The sequence below is a fragment of the Lutibacter sp. TH_r2 genome (assembly GCF_033101135.1).
GTDB lineage: Bacteria > Bacteroidota > Bacteroidia > Flavobacteriales > Flavobacteriaceae > Lutibacter.
Window position 1 is genome coordinate 153,117 of record NZ_JAWMPV010000005.1, and the last position, 24,080, is coordinate 177,196.

The window sequence follows — 24,080 nt, forward strand, 5'->3', positions numbered from 1 at the left end:
TCATTCTTTTTCTAAAGTAAGTCGTTCTAAAACAGAAATAATTACAATGTTAAATATGATCTAATGTTAAAACAACCCTTTCTAACATTTCTTCGGTAAAATCTAAATGTGTTACTAAACGTAATTTTCCATTTCCCATTGAAATCATAGAAATATCTGCATCATGCATTCTACTTATAAAATCATGATCATCAATAGAATCTACAACATTAAAAATAACAATATTGGTTTCTATAGGTTCAACACTTTTTACTAAACTACAATTCTGAAGTGCAGTTCCAATTACTTTTGCTCTAGTATGATCTATAGCTAAACGATCTATATGATTGTCTAATGCATAAATACCTGCAGCAGCTAAATAACCTGCCTGACGCATAGCTCCACCAAATAATTTACGAATTCGTAAGGCTTTTTCCATATGCTCTTTAGTTCCTAAAAGTAAGGATCCTATTGGAGCTCCTAATCCTTTACTTAAACATATTGAAATAGTATCAAACACTTTCCCATATTGTTCTGGTGATTGTTTTTTAGCAACCATAGCATTAAACAATCTAGCGCCATCTAAATGAAAAGCCAAATTATTAGCATCACAAACATTTTTAATTTTTAAAATTTCTTCAAAATCCCAACATGCTCCACCACCTTTATTAGTAGTGTTTTCTAAAGCAACTAGGCGAGAATACGGTGTATGTATATCATTTCTACCACCTAAAACAGCTTCGCTTAATTGCTTTGCAGTAAACATACCTCTATTCCCATCAATTAAATGTGACGTTACTCCTGCGTTAAATGCTGGTCCTCCACCTTCATAATTATATACATGCGCCCATTTATCGCAAAACATTTTATCTCCTGGTTGCGTATGTAGTTTTATACCTGCTTGATTAGCCATAGTTCCAGAAGGAAAAAACAAAGCGTCTTCCATACCAAACATTTCAGCAATTTTAGCTTGAAGTTTATTAACTGTTGGGTCGTTTTTAAAAACATCATCCCCAACTTTAGCAGTCATCATTGCCTCCAACATTCCTTTAGTTGGAACAGTAACTGTATCACTTATTAAATTAATTCCCATATTTAAATTTGAAAAGTTAAATTTGTAATTCTTAAATTTTGAAATGATAACATTAGATTACATAAAAAAACTACAAAACCGAATAGCCAAGTTAAAAACTTACCTTGATATTGACAAGAAAAAAATTGAAATTTCGAACGAGGAAGAAAAAACTGCAAATCCCAATTTTTGGAACAACCCAAAAGAAGCAGAAGTTGTAATGAAACAACTACGTTCTAAAAAAAAATGGGTTGAAGATTTTGAAACTGTTTCAACAAATTTGGAAGATTTAAATGTGTTATTTGAATTTTATTCAGAAGGTGAAGTAAGTGAAGAAGAAATAAATTTATTGTACAATAAAACTATTGAGCTTGCAGAAAATATGGAATTTAAAAATATGCTTTCTGAAGAAGGTGATAGTTTAAGCGCTGTATTACAAATAACTGCTGGTGCTGGTGGAACAGAAAGCTGTGACTGGGCTGAAATGCTAATGCGAATGTACCTAATGTGGAGCGAAAAACAAGGCTTTAAAGTAAAGGAATTAAACTTTCAAGAAGGTGATGTTGCTGGAATTAAAACTGTTACATTAGAAATTGATGGTGAGTATGCATTTGGCTATTTAAAAGGCGAAAATGGCGTGCATAGATTGGTTAGAATTTCTCCTTTTGATAGTAATGCAAAAAGACATACAAGTTTTGCCTCCGTATATGTGTATCCGTTAGTTGATGATAGTATAGAAATTGTTATTAATCCTGCTGATATTGAAATAACAACAGCACGCTCAAGTGGTGCTGGTGGTCAAAATGTTAATAAAGTAGAAACAAAAGTTCAATTAACACACAAACCTAGTGGAATTCAAATACAATGTTCTGAAACTCGCTCACAACATGAAAACCGAGATAGAGCAATGCAAATGTTAAAATCTCAATTGTATGAAATTGAATTGATGAAACAACAAGAAGCGAGAAGCGATATTGAAGCTGGCAAAATGAAAATTGACTTTGGCTCACAAATAAGAAATTACGTAATGCACCCTTATAAATTGGTAAAAGATGTTAGAACCGCTCATGAAACTGGAAACGTAGATGCTGTTATGAATGGTGAAATAGATAGTTTTATCAAAGCTTATTTAATGCAACAAGGTCAAAAAGATACTTCAAACGAACTTTAAAATGAAAAAGATAGATACTATAATATTTGATTTAGGTGGTGTTTTGGTAGATTGGAATCCAGAATATGTTTATAAAAACGTATTTAACACTGAAAAAGAAATGAAATGGTTTTTAACCAATGTTTGTTCACCTGAATGGAACATAGAGCAAGATGGTGGAAGAACAATTGCAGAAGCCGAAAGTCTACTAATAACTCAATTCCCAGAATACAAAAAAGAGATTAAACTTTTTTATGCAGATTGGGAGTTTATGTTTTCAGGCCCAATTAGAGAAAATGTTAAACTATTTCATCAACTAAAAGCTACAAAAAAATATAACTTTTATGCCTTAACAAATTGGTCTTTTGAGAAATGGGACAAAGCACTAGAACTATTTCCTTTTTTTAAAAATTTTGATGGTGTAGTTGTTTCAGGACAAGAAAAGTGCAGAAAACCATTTTCTAAAATTTATAATTTAATTATAGATCGCTATAATATTACACCTGAAAATGCTCTTTTTATTGATGATAATTTTGAAAATATTGAAGGTGCAAAAAAAATAGGATTCAATGGAATTCATATCTCAAAAGGTGAAAAATTAAGCGAAAAACTGAATTTATTTAACATTAAAATTGATTAAAACACTTATAAAATACATTTTTTAATAAACAAATGGTTGTTATTTAACAATATTTTGTATTTTAGCTTTAAAAGATGAAATAATCTGTTTATTAAAAACAATAATTGCTATAAATTTAAATTAACTCAAATGAAAAGAATAATTCTGTTATTTTTTTTGACATTCCCTACAATACTTTTAAGTCAAAGTGAAGAACAAACTTTTTTTAATGTTTCAGGTAAAATAATCGATTCCGAAACAAAAAAACCTTTAGAAGCTGCCTCTATTATTTTTAGAGATATTAATAATAAAATTAAATTTGGTGGAATTACTAACCAACGAGGAAATTTTTCCATAGAAGTTGCTCAAGGAAACTATAATGTTAGTGTTGAGTACATTTCTTACAAAACAAAAAAATTAGATATTTCTAACATTTTAAAAAATTCAAATATTGGAACTATTGAATTAAGTATTGATACTCAACTATTAAATGAAATTGAGATAGTAGCGGAAAAGAAAACTATTGAAATTAAACCCAAAAAAATGGTGGTAAATGTATCTAAAGATATTGTTTCTTCTGGAGGTTTAGCAACAGATGTTTTAAATAACATACCTTCTGTAGAAGTTGATACAGAAGGTAACGTTAGTTTAAGAGGTTCTGAAACAACGGTTATGATTAACGGCAAAATTTCTCCTATGTCTAAAGGTGAAGCATTAAAATCTATTGCTGCTGGTTCTATTGAAAAAATTGAAGTAATAACAAATCCTGGTGTTAATTACACAGCTTCTTATAAAAGCATTGTCAATATTATTCTTAAAAAAGGAAAAGATGAAGGGTTTAACGCTTCTATTACCGCAACAGGAGGTTTTAAAGATATTTATGGAGGTCTACTTACCTTAAATTACAAAACAAAAAAATACAACTTTTATACAACATCAAGTTATGGACATAGTAAATCTGTTAGTATAGCTGATTATAAAAGTGAGTATTTTGAAAATGGAACTACGTCTTCCTATTTAAATGAATCTAATGAAACTAGTAGAAATAAAAATAATTGGTATGGATTATTAGGTGTAGAAATTTATATTTCAGACAACACTACACTTACCCCACAAATAAATTACACAAACTTAAACAATAAGTCTAATAGTGAAACCTTTACAGAATTTTTAGATAATTCAAACTTACTTCAAGCAACAAATAATAGATTTTATAACATTAATTTTAATGATGACATTTTAGAATATTCTATTAATTTGGAACATAATTTTAATGAAAACAAAAACATAACAGCCAACTTTAGTTATTATAATGACACTGAAGATTTTGATAGAATAATAACTAACACAAACTCTGATTTTACTGATGAAGATTATATTGAAAAAAATAAATTAAAAAATTCTGATATTGATATAAAATATAATCAGTCCATTAATGATAATAAAGCATTTGCTTTAGGTTATAAAGGAGAATTTGGTTCTACTAATTTTTTAAATACCGAAATAGATGCAATTAACAGTATAGATTACATAGAAGATAGCCATGCTGTATTTGCCGAATTTGAAAATCAAATTAAAAAGTTTTACTACGCCGTTGGATTGAGAGCGGAGTCTAATAAAATTAAAATTAACTATAAAGATTTAAATTCATCTAACTCAAAAGAATATAACGATTTATTTCCAGCTGTTTATCTAGGATATGATTTTAATGACTATAAATCTTTGTTTTTTAGTTCAACTAGAAGTATTAGTAGACCAAATTATGAAACTTTACAGCCTTTTGAACAAAAAACAAGTGAAACTAGTAGCTATATTGGTAATGAAAGTTTAGAACCTTTATACATCTATCAAAATGATATTAGCTACACCTATTCTGGAAAAAAAATTACCATAATTTCTGCGTTAATGTTTAACATTTTCGATAACTATTGGCAAAATGTAACTTATAATTCTGGAGAACAATTTAATGGTGTTGATAAGTTAATAACAACCTATGCCAACGTAGGTGATTTAAAACAATATGGTTTAAATGTAGCTGTATTTTACAGCCCAACTAAAACATTAAATTTTAGTGGAAATATTTTATTAAATCAATTAGAACAAAAAGGTGTATTTAAAACTATAAACAACGCTAACCAAGCTATTGAAATAGATTATACAGACAATACCTTTACAGGAAACTTAAGCTTGTTAACTCAAATAAAACTACCAAAGCTTTTTAATTTCCAAACAAATGTTACACACTTTTTAGAATCAGAAGGTGCTGTTTCTAAAAGAAAAGCATACACTTATGTAACTGCTGCTTTAACAAAAGAATTATTTAATAATAATGCAACTATAAGTTTAAATGTAGATGATTTATTTTTGTCACGTGAAACAAATAGAGATCGATACATTGAAGGTTTTTTTCAAAAAACAAAATATAAAAATAAATATAGAACTATAAAGCTATCGTTTACCTATCGATTTAACCAAAGTAAAAAACAACGAAAAATTGATTTTGATAAAAAAGATATTCAACCAAATTATTAAATTTGTACTTAAACAAAATCAAAAAATGAAAATATATCACAATCCTCGTTGTAGTAAAAGTCGCCAAGGTTTAGCAATTTTAGAAGAAACTAACGTAAACTTTGAAACTATAAAATATTTAGATACACCTATTTCTAAAGAAGAATTAACTGAAATTATCTCCTTATTAAACATCTCTCCTATTGAATTAGTTAGAAAAAATGAAACTATCTGGAAAGAAAACTTCAAAGGAAAAGTATTATCAGATAAAGAAATTATAAATGCTATGGTTCAAAATCCAAAATTAATTGAGCGTCCTATAGTAATTAATAATGGAAAGGCTGTAATTGGTCGTCCGCCAGAATTAATTAAAAATATACTTTAAAAAATTAAGATTTATTTAACAAATAAACAAACTAAAAACCCTTCAAAAAAACTGAAGGGTTTTTAGTTTAACATACTGTTTAATCAACATTTACACACTAAAAAAAGCACTTTTTTAACGTGTTTTAGTGTTAACACTAGTTAACATATTTTAAAATGAATTAATAGTATTTTTGAACTTCAAAAAAAATCAATTTTATGAGGTCAATTATTACTATTTTAATACTAATTATATCCGTTCAAATTTTTGGTCAGCCTAAACCAACTAATACTTATATATCAAAATTTAAAGTATCAGGTACTGTAATTGATAAAGAAACAAAACAACCATTAGAATATGCTACTGTAGTATTTACGCCATTAAATAACAAACAAATTACTGGAGCAATAACTGATGCTAATGGAATATTTAATGTAGAAGTTACCAAAGGTGTTTATGATATTTCCGTTGAGTTTATTTCGTTTAAAACAAAAACCTTTAAAAACCAGACCATAAATTCAGATAAAAATTTAGGAATTATTCCTTTAGAAATAAACGCTGAAAGCTTAAACGAAATTGAAATAATTGCAGAAAAAAGTACCGTTGAAATACGTTTAGATAAAAAAATATATAACGTTGGTAAAGATATGACTGTTAAAGGTGGTTCTGCTTCAGATGTTTTAGATAATGTACCTTCGGTTACCGTAGATGTTGAAGGAAATGTAAGTTTAAGAGGAAATGATAATGTTAGAATTTTAGTAAATGGAAAACCTTCAGGTTTAGTTGGTTTAAGTGGTACAGATGCGTTACGCCAATTACCTGCTGACGCTATTGAAAAGGTTGAAGTTATTACAAGTCCTTCTGCAAGATACGATGCTGAAGGAACAGCAGGAATATTAAATATTGTACTTAGAAAAGGAAAAGCTACAGGATTTAATGGATCTATTTCAACATCAATTGGTTACCCTGAAAATTATTCTGTTGCTGCAAACTTAAATTACCGTACTAAAAAATTTAATTTATTTACCAATAGTAGTTACAGTTATAGTAATAGCCCAGGAAATTCACTTTCAGAAGTTACTTATTTAGATGATAATGACGCCATAGAATCTTATAGAAATGAAGTAATAGAATATAACCGAGAAAGAAACAGGTTTAATACAAGGTTTGGAATAGAGTATTTTTTAAGCAAAAAAAGTTCTCTTACAGCTTCTGTACTTTATAGAGATTCTGATAGTGATGATATTGCTGAAAATTTTATTGATGAATATAATATAGATTACTTACTATCAGGAGAAACTCTTAGAACTGAAAACGAAACTGAAAAAGATAAAGTACTTGAATATAGCTTAAACTATACAAAAGATTTTAATAAGTCAGGTCATAAACTTACCCTAGATTTCCAATACGGAAATACAGAAGAAAATGAGTATGCTTTTATAACTGATGTTGATACCTACCCTGCTACTGTTGAAAATGATCCTGAAAGAACTGAAACTCTTGAAAAAGAAAAAGAAGTTCAATTTAAAGGAGATTATACATTACCAATTGGTGAAAACGCCCAGTTTGAATTCGGTTTTAATATACAATTAGATGATATAAATACTGATTATTTAGTCGAAAGCTATGAAAGTGGTGAATTTGTAAACAATACAAACTACTCAAACACATTAGATTTTAATCAAGATATTTATGCAGTTTATACTCAATATGGAAAAAAGGTTAATAAATTTTCTTATTTATTTGGTTTAAGAGCTGAAAAAACTGAAAGAAGAATTAATTTACTTCAAACAAATGAAGTTTATAACAAAAATTTTACTGAATTTTTCCCAACAGTTAATTTAGGCCTTGAATTTAGTGAAGATCAAAGTTTAACACTTGGTTATAGCAGAAGATTAAGAAGACCTCGTCACTGGTTTTTAAATCCGTTTGAATCGCTTACAAGTGAAACTTACATTAGAAAAGGTAATGTAAATTTAGACCCAACTTATACAAACTCTTTTGATATTGGCTTCTTAAAAAAATGGAATAAGTTTACCTTAAACTCTTCAATTTACTACCAACATTCAATAAATAATATTGAAATGATTCAAGAAGATGAATGGAGAGACAATAGTGGAAATACAATAACAGATCCAACAGAAACTTCAAGTTTAACAAAAGTAATTATTACTACACCTGTAAATTTAGGAACTCAAGACCGTTATGGATTTGAATTTACAGCAAATTACAATCCGTTTAAATGGTGGAGATTATCAAATAGCTTTAATTTCTTTAAATCTGTAGTTAATGGTGATTATAACAATGAAAGTTTCGATTCTGATGATGTAACTTGGTTTACTAGATTAACTTCAAGAGTAAGCTTACCTGGAGGTATTGATTGGCAAACTAGAGGAATGTATAGAGCACCTTATGAAAGTGCTCAAACTAAACGAGAAGGTATATTAAGTGTTAACCTTGCATTTAGTAAAGATATTTTAAAAGAAAAGGGAACACTTTCTTTAAACGTATCTGATTTATTTAATACTAGAAAAAGAAAATCTGAAAGTTACTCTGCAACTACTTATTCATATAGTGAATTTCAATGGAGAGAACGTCAAATTAAATTAAATTTTACTTATAGATTTAATCAAAAGAAACAAAGACAACGCTCTGAAGGAGAATTTGATGGTGATGGAGAACAAGAAATGTTTTAAAAACCCCATATTGTATTATATTTAATTTATAATGCAAGTAATAAAAACCATTATAATAGAAACATTTTTATTTTTTACAATACAAACTAGCTTTGCTTAAAAAGTAGAAAAATTAAATATAATTATAGAATACGTTAATGAAAATATAGATACATCTACAACTGAATTAATAGATATTCAAGAAATTATAACAAAAGTATCTTCTGATAGAAAAAGTGTTCAAAAAATTACTGGTGATAAAAAGAAAGCTTAATTAAAAGAAATTTACCAAAATAAAAAGTAATTTAGATTTCTATAACAATAAAAAAAGACAGCTAAATAGCTGTCTTTTTTTTATATGTAATATTTTATAATATTATTCTTTTCTTGCTGGTTCTCCACCTTTTCTATATTTCCAAGCTTCTCTAAAATAACCTACTAACCAATAAGGAACTATAAAGGTTAATAATAAAATCATTAGCCAAAATCCCATTGTAAAAACTGTTAAGAAAACTAAAAATCCTGAAAATTGTGATAAATCCATGTGTAGTTATTATTTATTTATAGCAAAAATAATATTTATTTTCAATAAACCAATTTCAAACAATGCTTTTTTAATAATCTTTTTCAAAAAAAATACACTAAAAAATAAAATTCTTTAGTGTATTTTCTTTACTTCTTATTTAATTTCTATTTAAATTCACCAAAAAAATCATTTCCTTTATCATCTACTAATAAAAATGCTGGAAAATCTTCAATTCTAATTTTTCTAACTGCTTCCATTCCTAATTCTGGAAAGTCAACCACTTCAACAGATTTAATACTATTTTTTGCTAAAATTGCTGCTGGACCTCCAATAGAACCAAGGTAAAAACCTCCATTAGCTTTACAAGCGTCTGTTACTTGTTGTGAACGGTTTCCTTTTGCAACCATAACCATACTACCACCAACTTTTTGGAAAGGATCTACATACGGATCCATTCTTCCTGCAGTTGTTGGCCCAAAACTACCTGAAGGCATTCCTTTTGGTGTTTTTGCTGGTCCTGCATAATATACAGGATGATTTTTGAAATATTCAGGCATTTCTTCACCATTTGCCAACATTTTACTAATTCTTGCATGTGCCATATCACGCGCAACTATTAATGTTCCTCTTAAATTAAAGCGCGTTTTTACGGGATATTTAGAAAGTACTTCACGAATTTTTTCCATAGGTTGATCTAAATCTAACTCAACAGCACCTGCTAAATGCGGTGCTTCTTTTGGTAAAAATTGTGCTGGATTTTTTTCTAATTGCTCAAGAAAAATACCTTCTTCAGTAATTTTACCTTTAGCATTACGGTCGGCACTACAACTTACTCCTAATCCTACTGGGCAAGATGCTGCATGTCTAGGTAAACGAATTACACGTACATCATGTACAAAATATTTACCTCCAAATTGAGCTCCTACTCCACTTTCTTGACAAATTTTTGTTATTTTTTCTTCCCATTCTAAATCTCTAAAAGCTTGTCCACTATCATTACCTTCTGTTGGTAGATGATCTAAATAACCTGCAGATGCTTTTTTTACAGTTGCCAAATTAGCTTCGGCAGAAGTTCCACCAACAACAAATGCTAAATGGTAAGGCGGACATGCAGAAGTTCCTAAATCCATTATATGCTTTTTAACAAAATTGGTTAAATTCTCTTCTGTTAATAAAGATTTAGTCATCTGATATAAATAAGTTTTATTTGCAGATCCTCCACCTTTTGTTATAAATAAAAACTCGTACTTATTACCTTTTTCTGCATAAATATCTATTTGAGCAGGAAGGTTTGAACCTGAATTTTTTTCTTCTAACATTGTTTGAGGAACAATTTGAGAAAAACGAAGATTATCTGTCTGATATGTGTTAAAAACACCCTTTGAAATATATTCAGCATCGTCTACACCCGTATACACATCTTCACCCTTTTTAGCAACACAAATTGCTGTTCCTGTATCTTGACAGGTTGGTAGTTCGCCTTCTGCTGTTACCATTTGATTTAACAACATTGTATACGCAACAAAACGATCATTATCAGAAGCTTCTGGATCTTTAAGAATAGTCTCTAATTTTTTTAAATGAGTAGCACGTAAATAAAATGATACATCATGGTATGCTGCTTCCGATAACAACTCAAGACCTTCTGGTGCAACTTTTAAAATTTTTCGTCCATCAAACTCCACTACAGAAACATGGTCTTTAGTTAACAAACGGTATTTGGTAGTATCCTTTTGGATTGGAAAAGGCTTTTGATATTTAAATTCAGACATCTTTATATAATTTTATTTATAACTTATTTTTTTGCTCTTGCAAATATACAATGGATGTGTAAAATAGCTAAATTAAAAAAGGTTTATTTATCTTTTATAAAAAAATAAAAGCCTTTCAGATTCATCTGAAAGGCTTTTTAATAAAAAATATATGTGTGTATTTTATTTTTAATTTATAAGTTCAAAAGATTGTTTTGCTATTTCAACTTCTTCATCTGTTGGAATAACCATTATTTTTACTTTAGAATTAACTGCTTGAATTTCTCTAACTTCTTTAGATCTAACTGCATTTTTTTCAACATCTATATCAATTCCAAAATAATCCATGTTTTCACAAACCATTTTACGCATAGGTACAGAATTTTCTCCAATACCAGCAGTAAATACTATAACATCTATTCCGTTTAAAATAGCCATATAAGCACCTAAATATTTTTTAATTCTATAGGCTGCCATATCTAAAGCTAACTGACATTTTTCATCTCCATTTTCTGCTTCAGCTTCAATATCTCTATAATCAGATAAACCATCGGTTAATCCAACCATTCCGCTTTCTTTTTGCAGTATATTGTTTACTTCATTTAAATCATATCCTAAATTATTTACTAAATGGAATATAATTGAAGAATCTATATCACCTGCTCTACCACCCATTATTAAACCAGCAACTGGTCCAAAACCTAATGAAGTATCAACGCTTTTACCATCTTTAATAGCTGTCATGCTACATCCACCACCTAAATGAATTGTAACAATTTTTGAACTATTTTCTGCTCCTAAATATGACATAGCTTTTTCAGCTACATATTTATGGCTAGTTCCGTGAAAACCATATCTACGAATATTATCTTCGTCTAAAAACTTATTAGGAATTGCGTATTTGTATGCTTCAACAGGCATAGTTTGGTGGTATGCTGTGTCAAAAACTGCAACTTGTTTTGCTTCAGGAAAAATTCCTTCTGCAACAACAATTCCTTCATAATTAGCAGGATTATGTAAAGGTGCTAATGAAAATAATTCTTTAATTTTTTCTTTTACTTCTTCATCAATTACTACTGTTTTAGAAAAAGTGCTTCCACCATGAACAACTCTATGACCTACTGCTTGAATTTCAGAAGTAGATTTAATAACTCCTACTTCTTCATCTAATAAAAATTTAACTACTTTTTCTAAACCTGTTTTGTGGTCTGTAATTCTACAAACTTTTTCAATAGAATCTTTACTAGATTTGTATTTAATTTTTGGGTTTTCTAAACCAATTCGTTCAACAATTCCTGAACAAATTACTTCTTCCGAAGGCATATTAAATAATTGATATTTAATAGATGAACTACCTGAATTTATTACTAAAATTTTCATTTATATTCCTTGTGCTTGTATTGCTGTTAATATTACTGTGTTGTATATATCTTCTACTGTACAACCTCTACTTAAATCGTTTACTGGTTTATTTAAACCTTGTAACATAGGTCCAATTGCTAATGCACCTGTTTCACGTTGTACTGCTTTGTATGTGTTATTTCCGGTATTTAAATCAGGGAAAATTAATACGTTTGCTTGTCCTGCAACTTCAGAATCTGGTAATTTACTTTTACCTACTGAAGGATCTACAGCTGCATCGTATTGAATTGGTCCTTCGATTTTTAAATCTGGACGTTTTGCTTTTACAATTTCAGTTGCTGCTCTAACTATATCTACATCTGCTCCTTTTCCAGAAGCTCCAGATGAATATGAAAGCATTGCAATTTTTGGATCAATTCCAAAATTTATACTTGATTCTGCTGAAGATATAGCTATTTCAGCTAATTGTTCTGCATTAGGATTTGGGTTAATGGCACAATCTCCAAAAACAGAAACTCTATCTTCTAAACACATGAAAAATACTGAAGAAACTACTGATACTCCAGGTCTTGTTTTTACAAATTGTAAAGCTGGTAAAATTGTATGTTGTGTTGTATGTGCTGCTCCAGAAACCATTCCATCAGCTAAACCTTTATGCACCATCATGGTTCCAAAGTATGAAACATCTCCCATTAAATCTTCAGCCATGTTAATTGTTAAACCTTTATGTTTACGAAGTTCAAATAAGGTTTGTGAAAAATCTTTATGATATTCTGAAGTTAATGGATCAATAATAGTTACCTTACTTAAATCAAAGTCTAAATCTAGTCTATCAATTGTACTTTTAATAGTATCAAAATCACCTAAAATAGTAATATCAACAACATCTAATTCAACTAATATACCTGCTGCTGTAATAATTCTATCATCATTTCCTTCAGGTAATACAATATGTTTACGTGCTGTTTTTGCTCTTTTCAGTAAATTATACTGAAACATTTTTGGTGTAATACCAGTATTTTCAAATGCTACTAACTTATCGGTTAATTTTTCAACTTCAACATATTTATCAAATACATTTATTGCTTGATTAATTTTACGATTATTTTCAGCATACATATGAGATCTAACTGCTCCAACTCTATTTGCTGTTGCAAATGTACCGTGATCTACTGATAAAATTGGGACAACTTTATCTAAACCATCAATTAGTTTTGTAATTGGCTCTTCAGGAACTAAACCACCTGTTAAAATTATACCAGAAACAGTTGGGTAGTTAGATGATATATTAGCTTGTAAAGCACCTAAAATTATATCTGCTCTATCTCCAGGTGTAATTACAAGTGTATTATCTTTTAAGTGCGTTAAATAGTTGCGTAGTTGCATTGCCCCAACAGTAAAACTTGCACATTCATTATTTAAGTCTTCTTTTCCAAATAAAAATTCTGCATCTATTGCTTTTGCAATTTCTTTAAGTGTTGGATTGTTTAGAGATTCAATTAAAGGAATAACATTTACATAAACATTTTTTGGCAAAACTGCTTCAACACCTTTTTTAGCTATTTCAATATTTTTTTCTTGAACTTTGTTTGCTATTACAGCCAAAACTTCAACTTCTTTATCTTCAAAAGAATCATACGCTAAATGTAAATCAGCAACAAATTCTTCTAATGTTTTTCCAACTCCACTTGAAACTAAAATAGCTGGAATCCCCAAGTTTTTGGCTATTAAAATATTGGCATCTAATTCAACTGCTGTTCCTTCTCCAGAAAAATCAGTTCCTTCAACCAACATAAAATCATTCTGCTCTTCTAAAATTTTATACTTCTCAATTACGGTGTCAATAATTTTACCTTCTTCACCTTTATTCCTTAAGTTTATCATTTCTGAACGCGTAAAAGCATACGCATCTTTAGGCTCTATATTCAAATCGAAATGCGAAAGAACAGTTTTTATATGGTTGTCTCTTTTACCATTTTTTACATCGTCTATTATTGGCCTAAAGTAACCTACTTTAGCTGTTTTTCCCAATAACATTCTCATTAAACCCAAAACAACAATAGATTTACCACTATTGGGTTCACTAGTAGCAATATATATAGCTTTATTCATTAAAATAATTTTAGGCAAATATAACTTATAAAAAATTGGTCAACCAATTTTTTGGTTCTTTTTTTAGTGACAAATATCACGTTTATAGATAAAATAGTATTTAATTCTTATTTATAAATTATCAGTACCTTTGATTTACTATTACAAAAACTATGACTACTTTATTTACTGATATTAAAGAACTTATTCAAGTAGAAGATTATCCAAAAAAAATGGTTTCTGGTAAAAATATGAAAATATTACCAACTTTAAAAAATGCTTTTTTACTTATTGAAAATAATAGTATTAAAGATTTTGGTGAAATGAAAAACTGGAATAACCAAAAGGTAGATAAAACAATTGATGTAACTGGAAAAATAATTTTACCCACTTGGTGCGATAGCCACACACATATTGTTTATGCAGGTAATAGAGAACAAGAATTTGTTGATAGAATTAATGGTTTATCTTATGAAGAAATTGCTAATAGAGGTGGCGGAATTTTAAATTCAGCGAAAAAATTACAAGAAACTTCGGAAGAAGATTTATACCAGCAATCTGCTAGAAGAGTTGAAGAAGTTATGAAATTAGGTACTGGTGCTGTTGAAATTAAATCTGGTTACGGACTTACAAAAGAAGCTGAATTAAAAATGCTTCGTGTTATTAAAAAATTGAACCAAAATTATCCAATCACTATAAAAGCTACTTTTTTAGGTGCACATGCAATTCCTTCAGAATATAAAAATAATAAATCTGCATATTTAGATATTGTTATTAATAAAATTCTTCCTGAAGTTGCAAATGAAAATCTTGCTGAATTTATTGACATTTTTTGTGAAAAAGGCTATTTTGATATTGAAGACACTAAAAAACTTTTAGCAGCAGCTAAAAATTACGGCTTAAAACCTAAAATTCATGTTAACCAGTTTAATGCTTTTGGCGGTGTACAAGTTGGAGTTAAATTTAAAGCTATTTCTGTTGATCATTTAGAAGAAATGAGAGATGAAGATATTGAAATTTTAAAAGGTTCTAAAACCATGCCCGTTGCTTTGCCTTCTTGCTCTTATTATTTAGGAATTCCATATTCTCCTGCTAGAAAAATGATTGATGCTGGGCTACCAATCGCTTTAGCAACAGACTACAATCCAGGTTCAACACCTTCAGGTAATATGAATTTTGTTGTTTCAACAGCGTGTATTAAAATGAAAATGACACCAGAAGAAGCAATAAATGCAGCTACAATAAATGGAGCTTATGCCATGGGGTTAGAAAATTCCCATGGAAGTATTTGTAAAGGTAAAAAAGCTAGTTTTATTATTACTAAAGAAATTCCTAGTTACGGATTTATTCCTTACTCATTTGGAAATCATCAAATTGAACAAGTTTATATAGAAGGAAAACGTATCTAATTATTTCTTTTTAAATAATCTTTTTAGAAAAGGTTTCTTCTTTTCAACTTCATGATAACCATTTGAATATTTACCATAGCCGTATCCATAGCCATAACCGTATCCATAACCATATCCATATTTGTTTTTAACCTTGAAGTCGTTTAAAACAATACTAATATTAGCTATTTCTTCTTTTTTATACTTTTCATTAATTAAACGAAGCATACCTTTATCTGTATAGCCTTGTCTAACTACATAAATAGTAGAATCAGCAAATTTCAACAATTCAATTGCATCACTAACTAAACCTACTGGTGGCGTATCTAATATTATGTATTCATATTCCTCTTTCAAACTATTAATTAGTTCATCCGTTGCTTGACTAATAAGCAATTCAGAAGGATTTGGAGGTATTGGTCCAGATGTTATAACATCTAAATTTGGCACTTTTGTTTTAGTTATAATAGCACTTTTTTCTTCTTCAGCAATTAAATAATTAACAACTCCTTTTTCATTAGTTATACCAAAATCTCCAAATATTTTTGGCTTTCGTAAATCCAATCCAACCAAAATTGTTTTTTTCCCACCTAAAGCAAAAACAGTTGCCATATTAATAGAAACAAATGTTTTTCCTTCTCCACTTACTGAAGATGTTACTACTATTGTTTTACATTTATCTCGTGATTGTCTTCCAAATAAAAACTGAATATTAGAACGTAAGGCTCTAAAAGATTCTGAAACGGTAGATTTTGGTTTTAAGAATACAGCTAAATTATTTTCAGCAGTATTTTTTCCAACAACACCTAATAATGGAATTGGAGATATTTTTTCAACATCTTCTGCTCTATGTATTTTAGTATCTAAAATTTCTTTTGCTACTATTAAAAATAATGGAAAAATGGTTCCTAACAACAAAGCAATTATATAGTTAAATGATTTTCTAGGAAGAATAGAACCTTGCCCTGTATCTTTTGCTGAATCTAAAACAGAAATATCTGATACGCTAGCTGCAATAGCTATATCTGCTTCATAACGTTTTTGCATTAAAAAAACGTAATTGGATTCTGTTAAATTGTACTTACGTTGAAAATTCAATAACCTTTGTTCCTTATTAGGTAATTTATCTAATTTGTAATTGTATGAATTTAATCGTTTTCTACTATTTGTTAAAGTAACATTGGTGGTACTTTTTAATGAAGAAATATTTTCTAATAATACATTTCTTGCAGTTTCAATCTCCTGATTTACAAGTTTTAATGAAGGATGATTCGAAGTAACTTCGTTTGATAATTTTTCTTTTTGAATAGAAAGTTCAGTTAAATTTCCAACCATTCCTGTAATTGCAGCGTCTTCAATATTAATAATTGCAGGTGCTGGAATTTTAGAATAATTAGAATGAGAGTTAATATAGCTTTCTAAATTATTAAAGTACTCTATTCTATCAACCAATTGCTTTTGCATTTGATCTAGACCTGTTGTTTGAGAAAAAATTTCACTTCCTTGAGCCGACAAATTATAAATATCGTTTTGCTTTTTAAACTCACCTATTGTATTCTCAAGTAATTTTAAACTATCAGAAGTGTTTTTAAATTGTGCATCAATAAAAGCCTTTGTACTTCTAGCGTAGTTCGTTTTTTGCTCTAATTCATAATTAGATAATACTTCTACAGTTTTGTTTAAATAATCAACTATTCTATTTTTATTAGCACCTTGCATAGAAAGTTCTACTAACGATGTACCTGCTAAACCTTTTGCATTAACATTTTTATAAATATTAGTAGCTTGTGTGATTGAATTTAATCGAATAAAATAAACAGCTCCATTAGTTGGTTTAAAATCTTCAACTTGTTTTAACTGACCTTTTAAATAAGGTAAATTTATATATTGATTAAATGAATATGGTTGGGTTTCTAATACTTTTGGTTTATAAGTATTAACCTTATCTGTTTTATAATTTATTAGGTTATAATTAAGTTCATTATCAAAATCAACAGAAATATTAAAACTATTATTAGAAATAAATTCTATTTTAATATTTGTGTTTAATAATTGAAATTGATTATTCTGAAGTTCTAAAGTAAAAGGAGTTTTTCCATACACATCTTCCAATCTAAATCTCCCTTCTTTTAAATAATCTACATAAAAATCGAGTTGCTTAACAACTTTCTCATTGTGAGAACGTGAGGTTAATGATTTTCTAATTGACTCTACTTTATCACTTACTCCACCCCAATTAAAAGCAATATTAGTTCCTGAAGCAAACAATGGATTTTGTTGTTCTTTTACAGCAATTGTTGTAGTTAACCCATAAACTCTTTCTGCTGAAATATTTACATAATATGCAATTGCAAAAGCAATAATAATACTAACTGCAAACCATTTCCAATTAGAAAGAATTCTAAAAATATAATCTTTAATATCTGAAATTTGTTCTTGTGGATTCTCTATAAACTTGAACTTATTCTCCATAAATTCTTATAAATTTTTAATCAATAAAATTGAACTAGTTAAAAAAGACAATACTGTTACAACAGTTGTAAATGTTTGCAAACCAGTTGTTCCAGTACCCCAAGCTTTTTGTTTTAATGGTGGCACATAAATAATGTCGTTAGGTTGAATGTAAAAATTTTCGGAATTAAAAACAGACATATCTGTCATATCAATTTTAAATTTTTTTACTCCATCTAATGTTTTTCTAATAACTTCTACTTCTTTTCGATTTCCAACAGTTGTTATTTCACCTGCATTGGCAAGTGCATCAATTATTGAAACTTGATTTTGCATTAAACTAACGGTTCCTGGAGAGCCTACTTCACCAGTAACTAAAAAGTTAATTCCTCCTAGCTTTACCGTTACAAATATCAATTCAGGATTTTTAAAAAATTTCCCTAATTCAGTTTCAACCTTTTCCCTTGTTTCTTTTTCAGTATATCCTAAAACATTTATATCTCCAATAAATGGCATTCTAATATTCCCATGTCTATCAATTGTATAACCTGTAAAATATAAGCTTCCTGATTGGTTAGAAGAACTTGCTTGCGCTTCACTTGCTTTAAACATTGAAACTATTTCAGCATTATCTGCTTTAATATCAATATATAAAATATCATTTACTTGCAAACGATATGGAGCATTATTCAATCTATAAATTTCGTTTTTTGGAACAGGATCACCCTGAAAATAAGTTAGTTGTTTATTACTTACACAAGAAGATAATAAAACAACAGAAATAAGGATACTAATTATTCTTTTCATAAAAAATTAATGAGGTCAGACAAATATAATTTTAAATAGCTTATTAAAATAATTTTTCCATTAATTTCGCAAAAAATCAATTATCATGTGGTTTAAAATTAAACTATACATTAATTATTTAATAAATTCCACCAATCAACATGGTGTACATTCTCCTTTTGTATTTAATTTAGTTACAAAATGTTTATATCAAAAAACACCTAAAAAAAAAATTAATCCGTATAAACGTATTAAATCTATTTTAAATAAAAACAGTACAGTTATAACTATTCAAGATTTTGGAAAAGGAAGTAAAATTTTTAAATCAAACAATAGAAAAGTTAGTGACATTGCTAAAGTTGCTGGAATTTCATTAAAAAAGGCAAAACTTTTAATAAATTTAGTAACGTATTTTAAACCTTTAAATATTTTAGAAATTGGAACATCTGTGGGGCTAGCATCAGCAACAATGGCTACTTTAAACCCTAAATCTAGAATTACAACATTAGAAGGTTGCAAAGAAACAAGTAAAGTTGCACAAAACTTATTTTACAAATTAAATTTAAACAATATTACTATTATTGAAGGTGAATTTAAAAATACACTTCATAAAACAACATCAAATAGTAATTTTGATTTTATTTATATTGATGGTAATCATCAAAAAAAAACTACACTAGCATATTTTGAACAATGCTTAAATTCAATACATAACAATTCATTTATTATTTTTGACGATATTAATTGGACAGAGGAAATGAATGAGGCTTGGAAAATAATAAAACAACATCCAAAAGTTACTGTAACTATAGATTTGTACTTTTGGGGAATTGTTTTTTTTAGAAAAGAACAAGTTAAACAACATTTTATAATAAGAATTTAATTAAAAATTTAAATGAAAATATATACAAAAACTGGAGATAAAGGTACAACTGCGTTAATTGGTGGTGTTAGAGTTTCAAAACACCATATTAGAATTGAAGCTTACGGAACCGTTGATGAATTAAATTCTTACATAGGATTAATACGCGATCAAAAAATTGGAGAACATTTATCAAATGTTTTAATTAAAATCCAAACGCAATTATTTACAATTGGTGCTATGTTAGCAACTCCTTCGGAAAAAGAATTTCTAAAAAGTGGAAAAGAAAGGCTAAAAATTGAAAAAATAAATCCAGAATCTATTCAACTTCTAGAAAATGAAATAGATAATATGAATGAAAGTTTAGACCCAATGACTCATTTTGTATTACCTGGCGGACATACTTCAGTGTCATTTTGTCACATAGCACGTTGTATCTGTAGAAGAGCCGAAAGAATAGCCTCAATGCTCAATGAAACGGAGAAAGTAGACGAACAAATCTTAATCTATTTAAACCGCCTTTCTGACTATCTTTTTGTACTGGCACGGAAGTTGACATACATTAATAAAGCGGAAGAAATTAAGTGGATTCCGGAGAAAAAAAAATAAGTTCTTATTATTATTGAAAAAATACAAGAAAAAACTTGACTTTTTAAGTAAAAAAATTATTTTTGCAGAAAATTAATACGAAAATTATGTATTGGACATTAGAACTAGCATCTTATTTAGCAGATGCACCTTGGCCAGCGACAAAGGATGAATTGATTGATTATGCAATTAGAACAGGAGCACCTTTAGAAGTAGTTGAAAACCTTCAAGAAGTTGAAGATGAAGATGAAAACTATGAAACAATTTTGGAAATTTGGCCAGATTACCCATCCGAAGATGACTATCTTTGGAATGAAGATGAATATTAAACCATTAAAAAAATAAAAAGTCTCTAAATCGAGGCTTTTTTTTTGCTTTAAACATAAAAATTTAAGTTAATTTTAAACCTTTTTCATTGTAAAAAAGTTTAAATTCGCTAACTATCAAAAAATAAACATACACACTTATTATTTAAGTATAAAAAAACATATATTACTAAAAATGAACATATTAAATTCAGTTCTTAAAATATTTGTCGGAGACAAAAATAAAAAAGATTTAAAATTATTAGAACCTATTGTAAAACAAGTTACAGCATTTGAACAAGAAATTTCAAATCTCTCAAATAACGAACTTCGGAATAAAACAGTTTATTTTAAACAGAAAATTTCCGAAGCAACAAAAGATCTAACTAAAAAAATTACTGATTTAAAAGTAGAAGCACATAAAGAAGACACACATATTGATAGACGTGAACAAATTTATAATGAAATTGATAAATTTGAAGATGAAGTATACCAAATTTCAGAAAAAGTTTTAGAAGACATTATGCCTGAAGCCTTTGCAGTTGTTAAAGAAACTGCAAAACGATTTGTTGAAAATAAAACTATTACAGTAACCGCTACTCCATTTGATAGAGAACTTTCCGCAGAAAGAGAAAATGTAACTCTAGATGGTGAAAATGCTATTTGGGCAAATACATGGGATGCTCAAGGAAAAGAAGTTACTTGGGACATGGTACATTACGATGTACAATTAATTGGTGGTGCTGTTTTACACCAAGGTAATATTGCTGAAATGATGACTGGTGAAGGTAAAACTTTAGTATCTACCCTACCCGTATACTTAAATGCATTAACCGGACGTGGTGTACATGTTGTAACAGTAAACGATTACCTTGCTAAACGTGATGCTGCTTGGATGGGACCAATTTACGAATTTCATGGTTTAAGTATTGATTGTATAGATCACCACCAACCAAATTCTGATGCACGTAGAAAAGCATACAATTCAGATATTACTTTTGGTACAAATAACGAATTTGGTTTCGATTATTTACGTGATAACATGGCACACTCACCAAACGATTTGGTACAACGTCCACACAATTATGCTATTGTAGATGAGGTAGATTCTGTATTAATCGATGATGCTCGTACACCTTTAATTATTTCTGGAGCTACTGCCAATGCTGATCGCCATGAGTTTAACGAATTAAAACCAGGTGTTGACAAACTAGTATCAATGCAACGCCAACTTTTAACAAGTGTTTTAGCTGAAGCAAAAAAATTAATTAATGAAGGTGATACAAAAGAAGGTGGATTTTTACTGCTTCGTGTTTTTAGAGGTCTTCCAAAAAGTAAAGCTTTAATTAAATATTTAAGTCAAGAAGGAGTTAAACAGTTACTTCAAAAAACTGAAAACTACTACATGCAAGATAACAACCGCGAAATGCCAAAAATTGATGCGGAATTGTATTTTGTAATTGACGAAAAAAATAACTCTATTGAATTAACAGATAAAGGTATTTCTTACTTATCTGGAGATGATAAAAATGATGAATTCTTTATTTTACCAGATTTAAGTACTGAAATTGCTAAAATAGATACAGAATTTACTGATAAAAAAGAAAATACAGCCAAAAAAGAAGAATTATACCGAGATTATAGTATAAAAAGTGAGCGTATTCATACTATGAATCAACTATTAAAAGCATATACCCTTTTTGAAAAAGATGTGGAATATGTAATAATGGAAGATAAAATTAAAATTGTTGATGAGCAAACAGGTCGTATTATGGATGGCCGTAGATATTCTGATGGTTTACACCAAGCTATTGAAGCTAAAGAAAACGTAAAAATTGAAGATGCTACCCAAACCTATGCTACCGTAACACTTCAAAATTATTTTAGAATGTATCGTAAACTATCTGGTATGACAGGTACTGCGATTACTGAAGCTGGTGAATTTTGGGATATTTATAAATTAGATGTTATTGAAATTCCAACAAATGTTCCTTTATTAAGAAAAGATAGAGAAGATTTAGTTTTTAAAACAAAGCGTGAAAAATACAATGCTGTAATTGATCAAATTGTAAAGCTAGTTGAAGAAGGTCGTCCAGTATTAGTTGGTACAACTTCTGTTGAAATTTCAGAATTATTGGGTAGAATGCTTGGTATTAGAAAAATACAACACAACGTATTAAATGCTAAACTTCATAAAAAAGAAGCTGATATTGTTGCGCAAGCAGGTAATGCAGGTGTTGTAACTATTGCAACAAACATGGCTGGTCGTGGTACCGATATTAAGTTAAGTGATGAAGTGAAAGCAGCTGGAGGTTTAGCCATAATTGGTACAGAACGTCACGATTCTCGTCGTGTAGACCGTCAGTTACGTGGTCGTGCCGGTCGTCAAGGAGATCCAGGATCGTCTCAATTCTATGTTTCTTTAGAAGATAACCTAATGCGTCTATTCGGTTCAGAAAGAATCGCTAAAATGATGGATAGAATGGGATTACAAGAAGGTGAAGTTATTCAACATTCTATGATTACCAAATCTATTGAACGTGCGCAACAAAAAGTAGAAGAAAACAATTTTGGTGTTCGTAAACGATTGTTAGAATATGATGATGTAATGAACTCTCAACGTGAAGTTGTTTATAAACGTAGAAGACATGCTTTAGATGGTGACCGTTTACAAGTAGATATTGTAAATATGGTGTATGATACTTGTGATTTACTAGTTAGAGAAAATAAACCAACAAATGATTACACAAACTTTGAGTTTGAACTAATTCGTTTTTCTTCAACAAGTTCACCTTTTACTGAAGAAGAATTTAAATCAAAATCTGATCAAGAGTTAATAGATGAATTATTTGATGTTGTATACAAACATTATAAAGATAAATTAGAAAGAAGCGCACTAGCTGCCTATCCGGTAATTAAAGATGTTTATGAAACTCAAGGCGATAGATATGAGCGTATTGTGGTTCCTTTTACAGATGGTACTAAAGAATTAAAAGTTGTTACAAATCTAAAAGAAGCTTATGAAACCAGTGGTAAAGGATTAGTAACAGATTTTGAAAAAAACATTACATTGGCAATAATTGATGATACTTGGAAAGATCATTTACGTCAAATGGATGAATTAAAACAATCTGTTCAAAATGCTACATATGAGCAAAAAGATCCTTTATTAATTTACAAATTTGAATCGTTCGAGTTATTTAATAATATGTTAGATACGGTTAATAAAGAAGTACTTTCGTTTTTATTTAAGGGTGAATTACCATCTCAGGATTCTAAACAAGTTTCACAAGCTAGAGAACAAAAACGTGAAAAAGTTCAATTAAGTAAAGAAGACTATAAAAATACTTCGGAACAAACTCAAACTAATCAAACTCAACAACCACAAGTTACTGAAACTATTGTACGTACTGAACGTAAAATTGGTAGAAATGAAATAATTACTATTAAAAATGTAATGAATGGTGAAAGTAAAAAAATAAAGTATAAGCAAGCTATTCCTTTAATTAATAAAGGTGAATGGGTTATTGTTCATGAAGATTAATACGTAACTAAATTTAGTATAGTAAAAAAAAAGCCTCGCAAATTGCGAGGCTTTTT

The 24,080-nt window shown here is 28.8% G+C and carries 17 protein-coding genes; 10 read left to right on the plus strand and 7 right to left on the minus strand.

Annotated features, from left to right (window positions below; translation table 11 throughout):
- Positions 1-49: 49 nt before the first annotated feature.
- The gene (locus tag R3X25_RS13955; RefSeq protein WP_317675563.1) at positions 50-1,072 is read right to left on the minus strand and encodes a GntG family PLP-dependent aldolase; all 1,023 of its coding nucleotides are present in this window, start codon (positions 1,070-1,072) and stop codon (positions 50-52) included.
- Positions 1,073-1,115: 43 nt separating this feature from the next.
- Here R3X25_RS13955 and prfB point away from each other — a divergent pair, with 43 nt between their 5' ends.
- The 5 genes from prfB to R3X25_RS13980 all read left to right on the plus strand — a co-directional run bounded on the left by prfB (position 1,116) and on the right by R3X25_RS13980 (position 8,391).
- Positions 1,116-2,222 carry a peptide chain release factor 2 gene (gene prfB, locus R3X25_RS13960; RefSeq protein ID WP_317675565.1) on the plus strand — a complete coding sequence of 369 codons (1,107 nt, stop codon included), beginning with the start codon at positions 1,116-1,118 and terminating at the stop codon, positions 2,220-2,222.
- Position 2,223: 1 nt separating this feature from the next.
- Positions 2,224-2,841 (plus strand): HAD family phosphatase, encoded by a 618-nt coding sequence (locus R3X25_RS13965; RefSeq protein WP_317675566.1) that lies wholly within the window; start codon positions 2,224-2,226, stop codon positions 2,839-2,841.
- Between the two features lie 129 nt (positions 2,842-2,970).
- Positions 2,971-5,352, plus strand: a complete 2,382-nt coding sequence (locus R3X25_RS13970) for an outer membrane beta-barrel family protein (protein WP_317675567.1) — start codon at positions 2,971-2,973, stop codon at positions 5,350-5,352.
- A 25-nt stretch (positions 5,353-5,377) separates the two neighbouring features.
- The gene (gene arsC / locus R3X25_RS13975; RefSeq protein WP_317675568.1) at positions 5,378-5,716 is read left to right on the plus strand and encodes an arsenate reductase (glutaredoxin); all 339 of its coding nucleotides are present in this window, start codon (positions 5,378-5,380) and stop codon (positions 5,714-5,716) included.
- A gap of 197 nt (positions 5,717-5,913) precedes the next feature.
- On the plus strand, positions 5,914-8,391 hold the full coding sequence (locus R3X25_RS13980) for an outer membrane beta-barrel family protein (protein WP_317675569.1): 2,478 nt from the start codon (positions 5,914-5,916) through the stop codon (positions 8,389-8,391).
- Between the two features lie 355 nt (positions 8,392-8,746).
- Here R3X25_RS13980 and R3X25_RS13985 read toward each other — a convergent pair whose 3' ends face one another.
- The 4 genes from R3X25_RS13985 to pta form a co-directional block, all read right to left on the minus strand.
- Positions 8,747-8,914, minus strand: coding sequence for a hypothetical protein (locus R3X25_RS13985; protein ID WP_317675570.1), 168 nt, complete (start codon positions 8,912-8,914; stop codon positions 8,747-8,749).
- Positions 8,915-9,060: 146 nt separating this feature from the next.
- The gene (locus R3X25_RS13990; RefSeq protein WP_317675571.1) at positions 9,061-10,668 is read right to left on the minus strand and encodes a fumarate hydratase; all 1,608 of its coding nucleotides are present in this window, start codon (positions 10,666-10,668) and stop codon (positions 9,061-9,063) included.
- Between the two features lie 168 nt (positions 10,669-10,836).
- The gene (locus tag R3X25_RS13995; RefSeq protein ID WP_317675572.1) at positions 10,837-12,027 is read right to left on the minus strand and encodes an acetate kinase; all 1,191 of its coding nucleotides are present in this window, start codon (positions 12,025-12,027) and stop codon (positions 10,837-10,839) included.
- The gene (gene pta / locus R3X25_RS14000) at positions 12,028-14,121 is read right to left on the minus strand and encodes a phosphate acetyltransferase (RefSeq protein ID WP_317675573.1); all 2,094 of its coding nucleotides are present in this window, start codon (positions 14,119-14,121) and stop codon (positions 12,028-12,030) included.
- A 152-nt stretch (positions 14,122-14,273) separates the two neighbouring features.
- Between pta and hutI the strand changes: the two genes are divergently transcribed.
- Positions 14,274-15,509 (plus strand): imidazolonepropionase, encoded by a 1,236-nt coding sequence (hutI, locus tag R3X25_RS14005; RefSeq protein ID WP_317675575.1) that lies wholly within the window; start codon positions 14,274-14,276, stop codon positions 15,507-15,509.
- Here hutI and R3X25_RS14010 read toward each other — a convergent pair whose 3' ends face one another.
- Entirely contained in the window at positions 15,510-17,960 is a 2,451-nt protein-coding gene (locus R3X25_RS14010; protein ID WP_317675577.1) for a polysaccharide biosynthesis tyrosine autokinase, read from the minus strand.
- 6 nt (positions 17,961-17,966) lie between these two features.
- On the minus strand, positions 17,967-18,746 hold the full coding sequence (locus R3X25_RS14015) for a polysaccharide biosynthesis/export family protein (protein WP_317675578.1): 780 nt from the start codon (positions 18,744-18,746) through the stop codon (positions 17,967-17,969).
- Positions 18,747-18,831: 85 nt separating this feature from the next.
- On the opposite strand from R3X25_RS14015, the gene R3X25_RS14020 reads away from it, so the two are divergent.
- The 4 genes from R3X25_RS14020 to secA all read left to right on the plus strand — a co-directional run bounded on the left by R3X25_RS14020 (position 18,832) and on the right by secA (position 24,024).
- Positions 18,832-19,608 carry an O-methyltransferase gene (locus tag R3X25_RS14020; protein WP_317675579.1) on the plus strand — a complete coding sequence of 259 codons (777 nt, stop codon included), beginning with the start codon at positions 18,832-18,834 and terminating at the stop codon, positions 19,606-19,608.
- 12 nt (positions 19,609-19,620) lie between these two features.
- On the plus strand, positions 19,621-20,196 hold the full coding sequence (locus R3X25_RS14025) for a cob(I)yrinic acid a,c-diamide adenosyltransferase (protein WP_317675580.1): 576 nt from the start codon (positions 19,621-19,623) through the stop codon (positions 20,194-20,196).
- Between the two features lie 86 nt (positions 20,197-20,282).
- A complete protein-coding gene (locus tag R3X25_RS14030; RefSeq protein ID WP_317675581.1) occupies positions 20,283-20,504 on the plus strand; it encodes a DUF2795 domain-containing protein in 222 nt (73 codons plus the stop codon).
- A gap of 172 nt (positions 20,505-20,676) precedes the next feature.
- The gene (gene secA / locus R3X25_RS14035; RefSeq protein ID WP_317675582.1) at positions 20,677-24,024 is read left to right on the plus strand and encodes a preprotein translocase subunit SecA; all 3,348 of its coding nucleotides are present in this window, start codon (positions 20,677-20,679) and stop codon (positions 24,022-24,024) included.
- Positions 24,025-24,080 lie beyond the last annotated feature (56 nt).

Bases quoted from the DNA above. Each gene is read 5' to 3' on its own strand.
- R3X25_RS13955 (WP_317675563.1), bottom strand. From the start codon at position 1,072: ATGGGAATTAATTTAATAAGTGATACAGTTACTGTTCCAACTAAAGGA.
- prfB (WP_317675565.1), top strand. From the start codon at position 1,116: ATGATAACATTAGATTACATAAAAAAACTACAAAACCGAATAGCCAAG.
- R3X25_RS13965 (WP_317675566.1), top strand. From the start codon at position 2,224: ATGAAAAAGATAGATACTATAATATTTGATTTAGGTGGTGTTTTGGTA.
- R3X25_RS13970 (WP_317675567.1), top strand. From the start codon at position 2,971: ATGAAAAGAATAATTCTGTTATTTTTTTTGACATTCCCTACAATACTT.
- arsC (WP_317675568.1), top strand. From the start codon at position 5,378: ATGAAAATATATCACAATCCTCGTTGTAGTAAAAGTCGCCAAGGTTTA.
- R3X25_RS13980 (WP_317675569.1), top strand. From the start codon at position 5,914: ATGAGGTCAATTATTACTATTTTAATACTAATTATATCCGTTCAAATT.
- R3X25_RS13985 (WP_317675570.1), bottom strand. From the start codon at position 8,914: ATGGATTTATCACAATTTTCAGGATTTTTAGTTTTCTTAACAGTTTTT.
- R3X25_RS13990 (WP_317675571.1), bottom strand. From the start codon at position 10,668: ATGTCTGAATTTAAATATCAAAAGCCTTTTCCAATCCAAAAGGATACT.
- R3X25_RS13995 (WP_317675572.1), bottom strand. From the start codon at position 12,027: ATGAAAATTTTAGTAATAAATTCAGGTAGTTCATCTATTAAATATCAA.
- pta (WP_317675573.1), bottom strand. From the start codon at position 14,121: ATGAATAAAGCTATATATATTGCTACTAGTGAACCCAATAGTGGTAAA.
- hutI (WP_317675575.1), top strand. From the start codon at position 14,274: ATGACTACTTTATTTACTGATATTAAAGAACTTATTCAAGTAGAAGAT.
- R3X25_RS14010 (WP_317675577.1), bottom strand. From the start codon at position 17,960: ATGGAGAATAAGTTCAAGTTTATAGAGAATCCACAAGAACAAATTTCA.
- R3X25_RS14015 (WP_317675578.1), bottom strand. From the start codon at position 18,746: ATGAAAAGAATAATTAGTATCCTTATTTCTGTTGTTTTATTATCTTCT.
- R3X25_RS14020 (WP_317675579.1), top strand. From the start codon at position 18,832: ATGTGGTTTAAAATTAAACTATACATTAATTATTTAATAAATTCCACC.
- R3X25_RS14025 (WP_317675580.1), top strand. From the start codon at position 19,621: ATGAAAATATATACAAAAACTGGAGATAAAGGTACAACTGCGTTAATT.
- R3X25_RS14030 (WP_317675581.1), top strand. From the start codon at position 20,283: ATGTATTGGACATTAGAACTAGCATCTTATTTAGCAGATGCACCTTGG.
- secA (WP_317675582.1), top strand. From the start codon at position 20,677: ATGAACATATTAAATTCAGTTCTTAAAATATTTGTCGGAGACAAAAAT.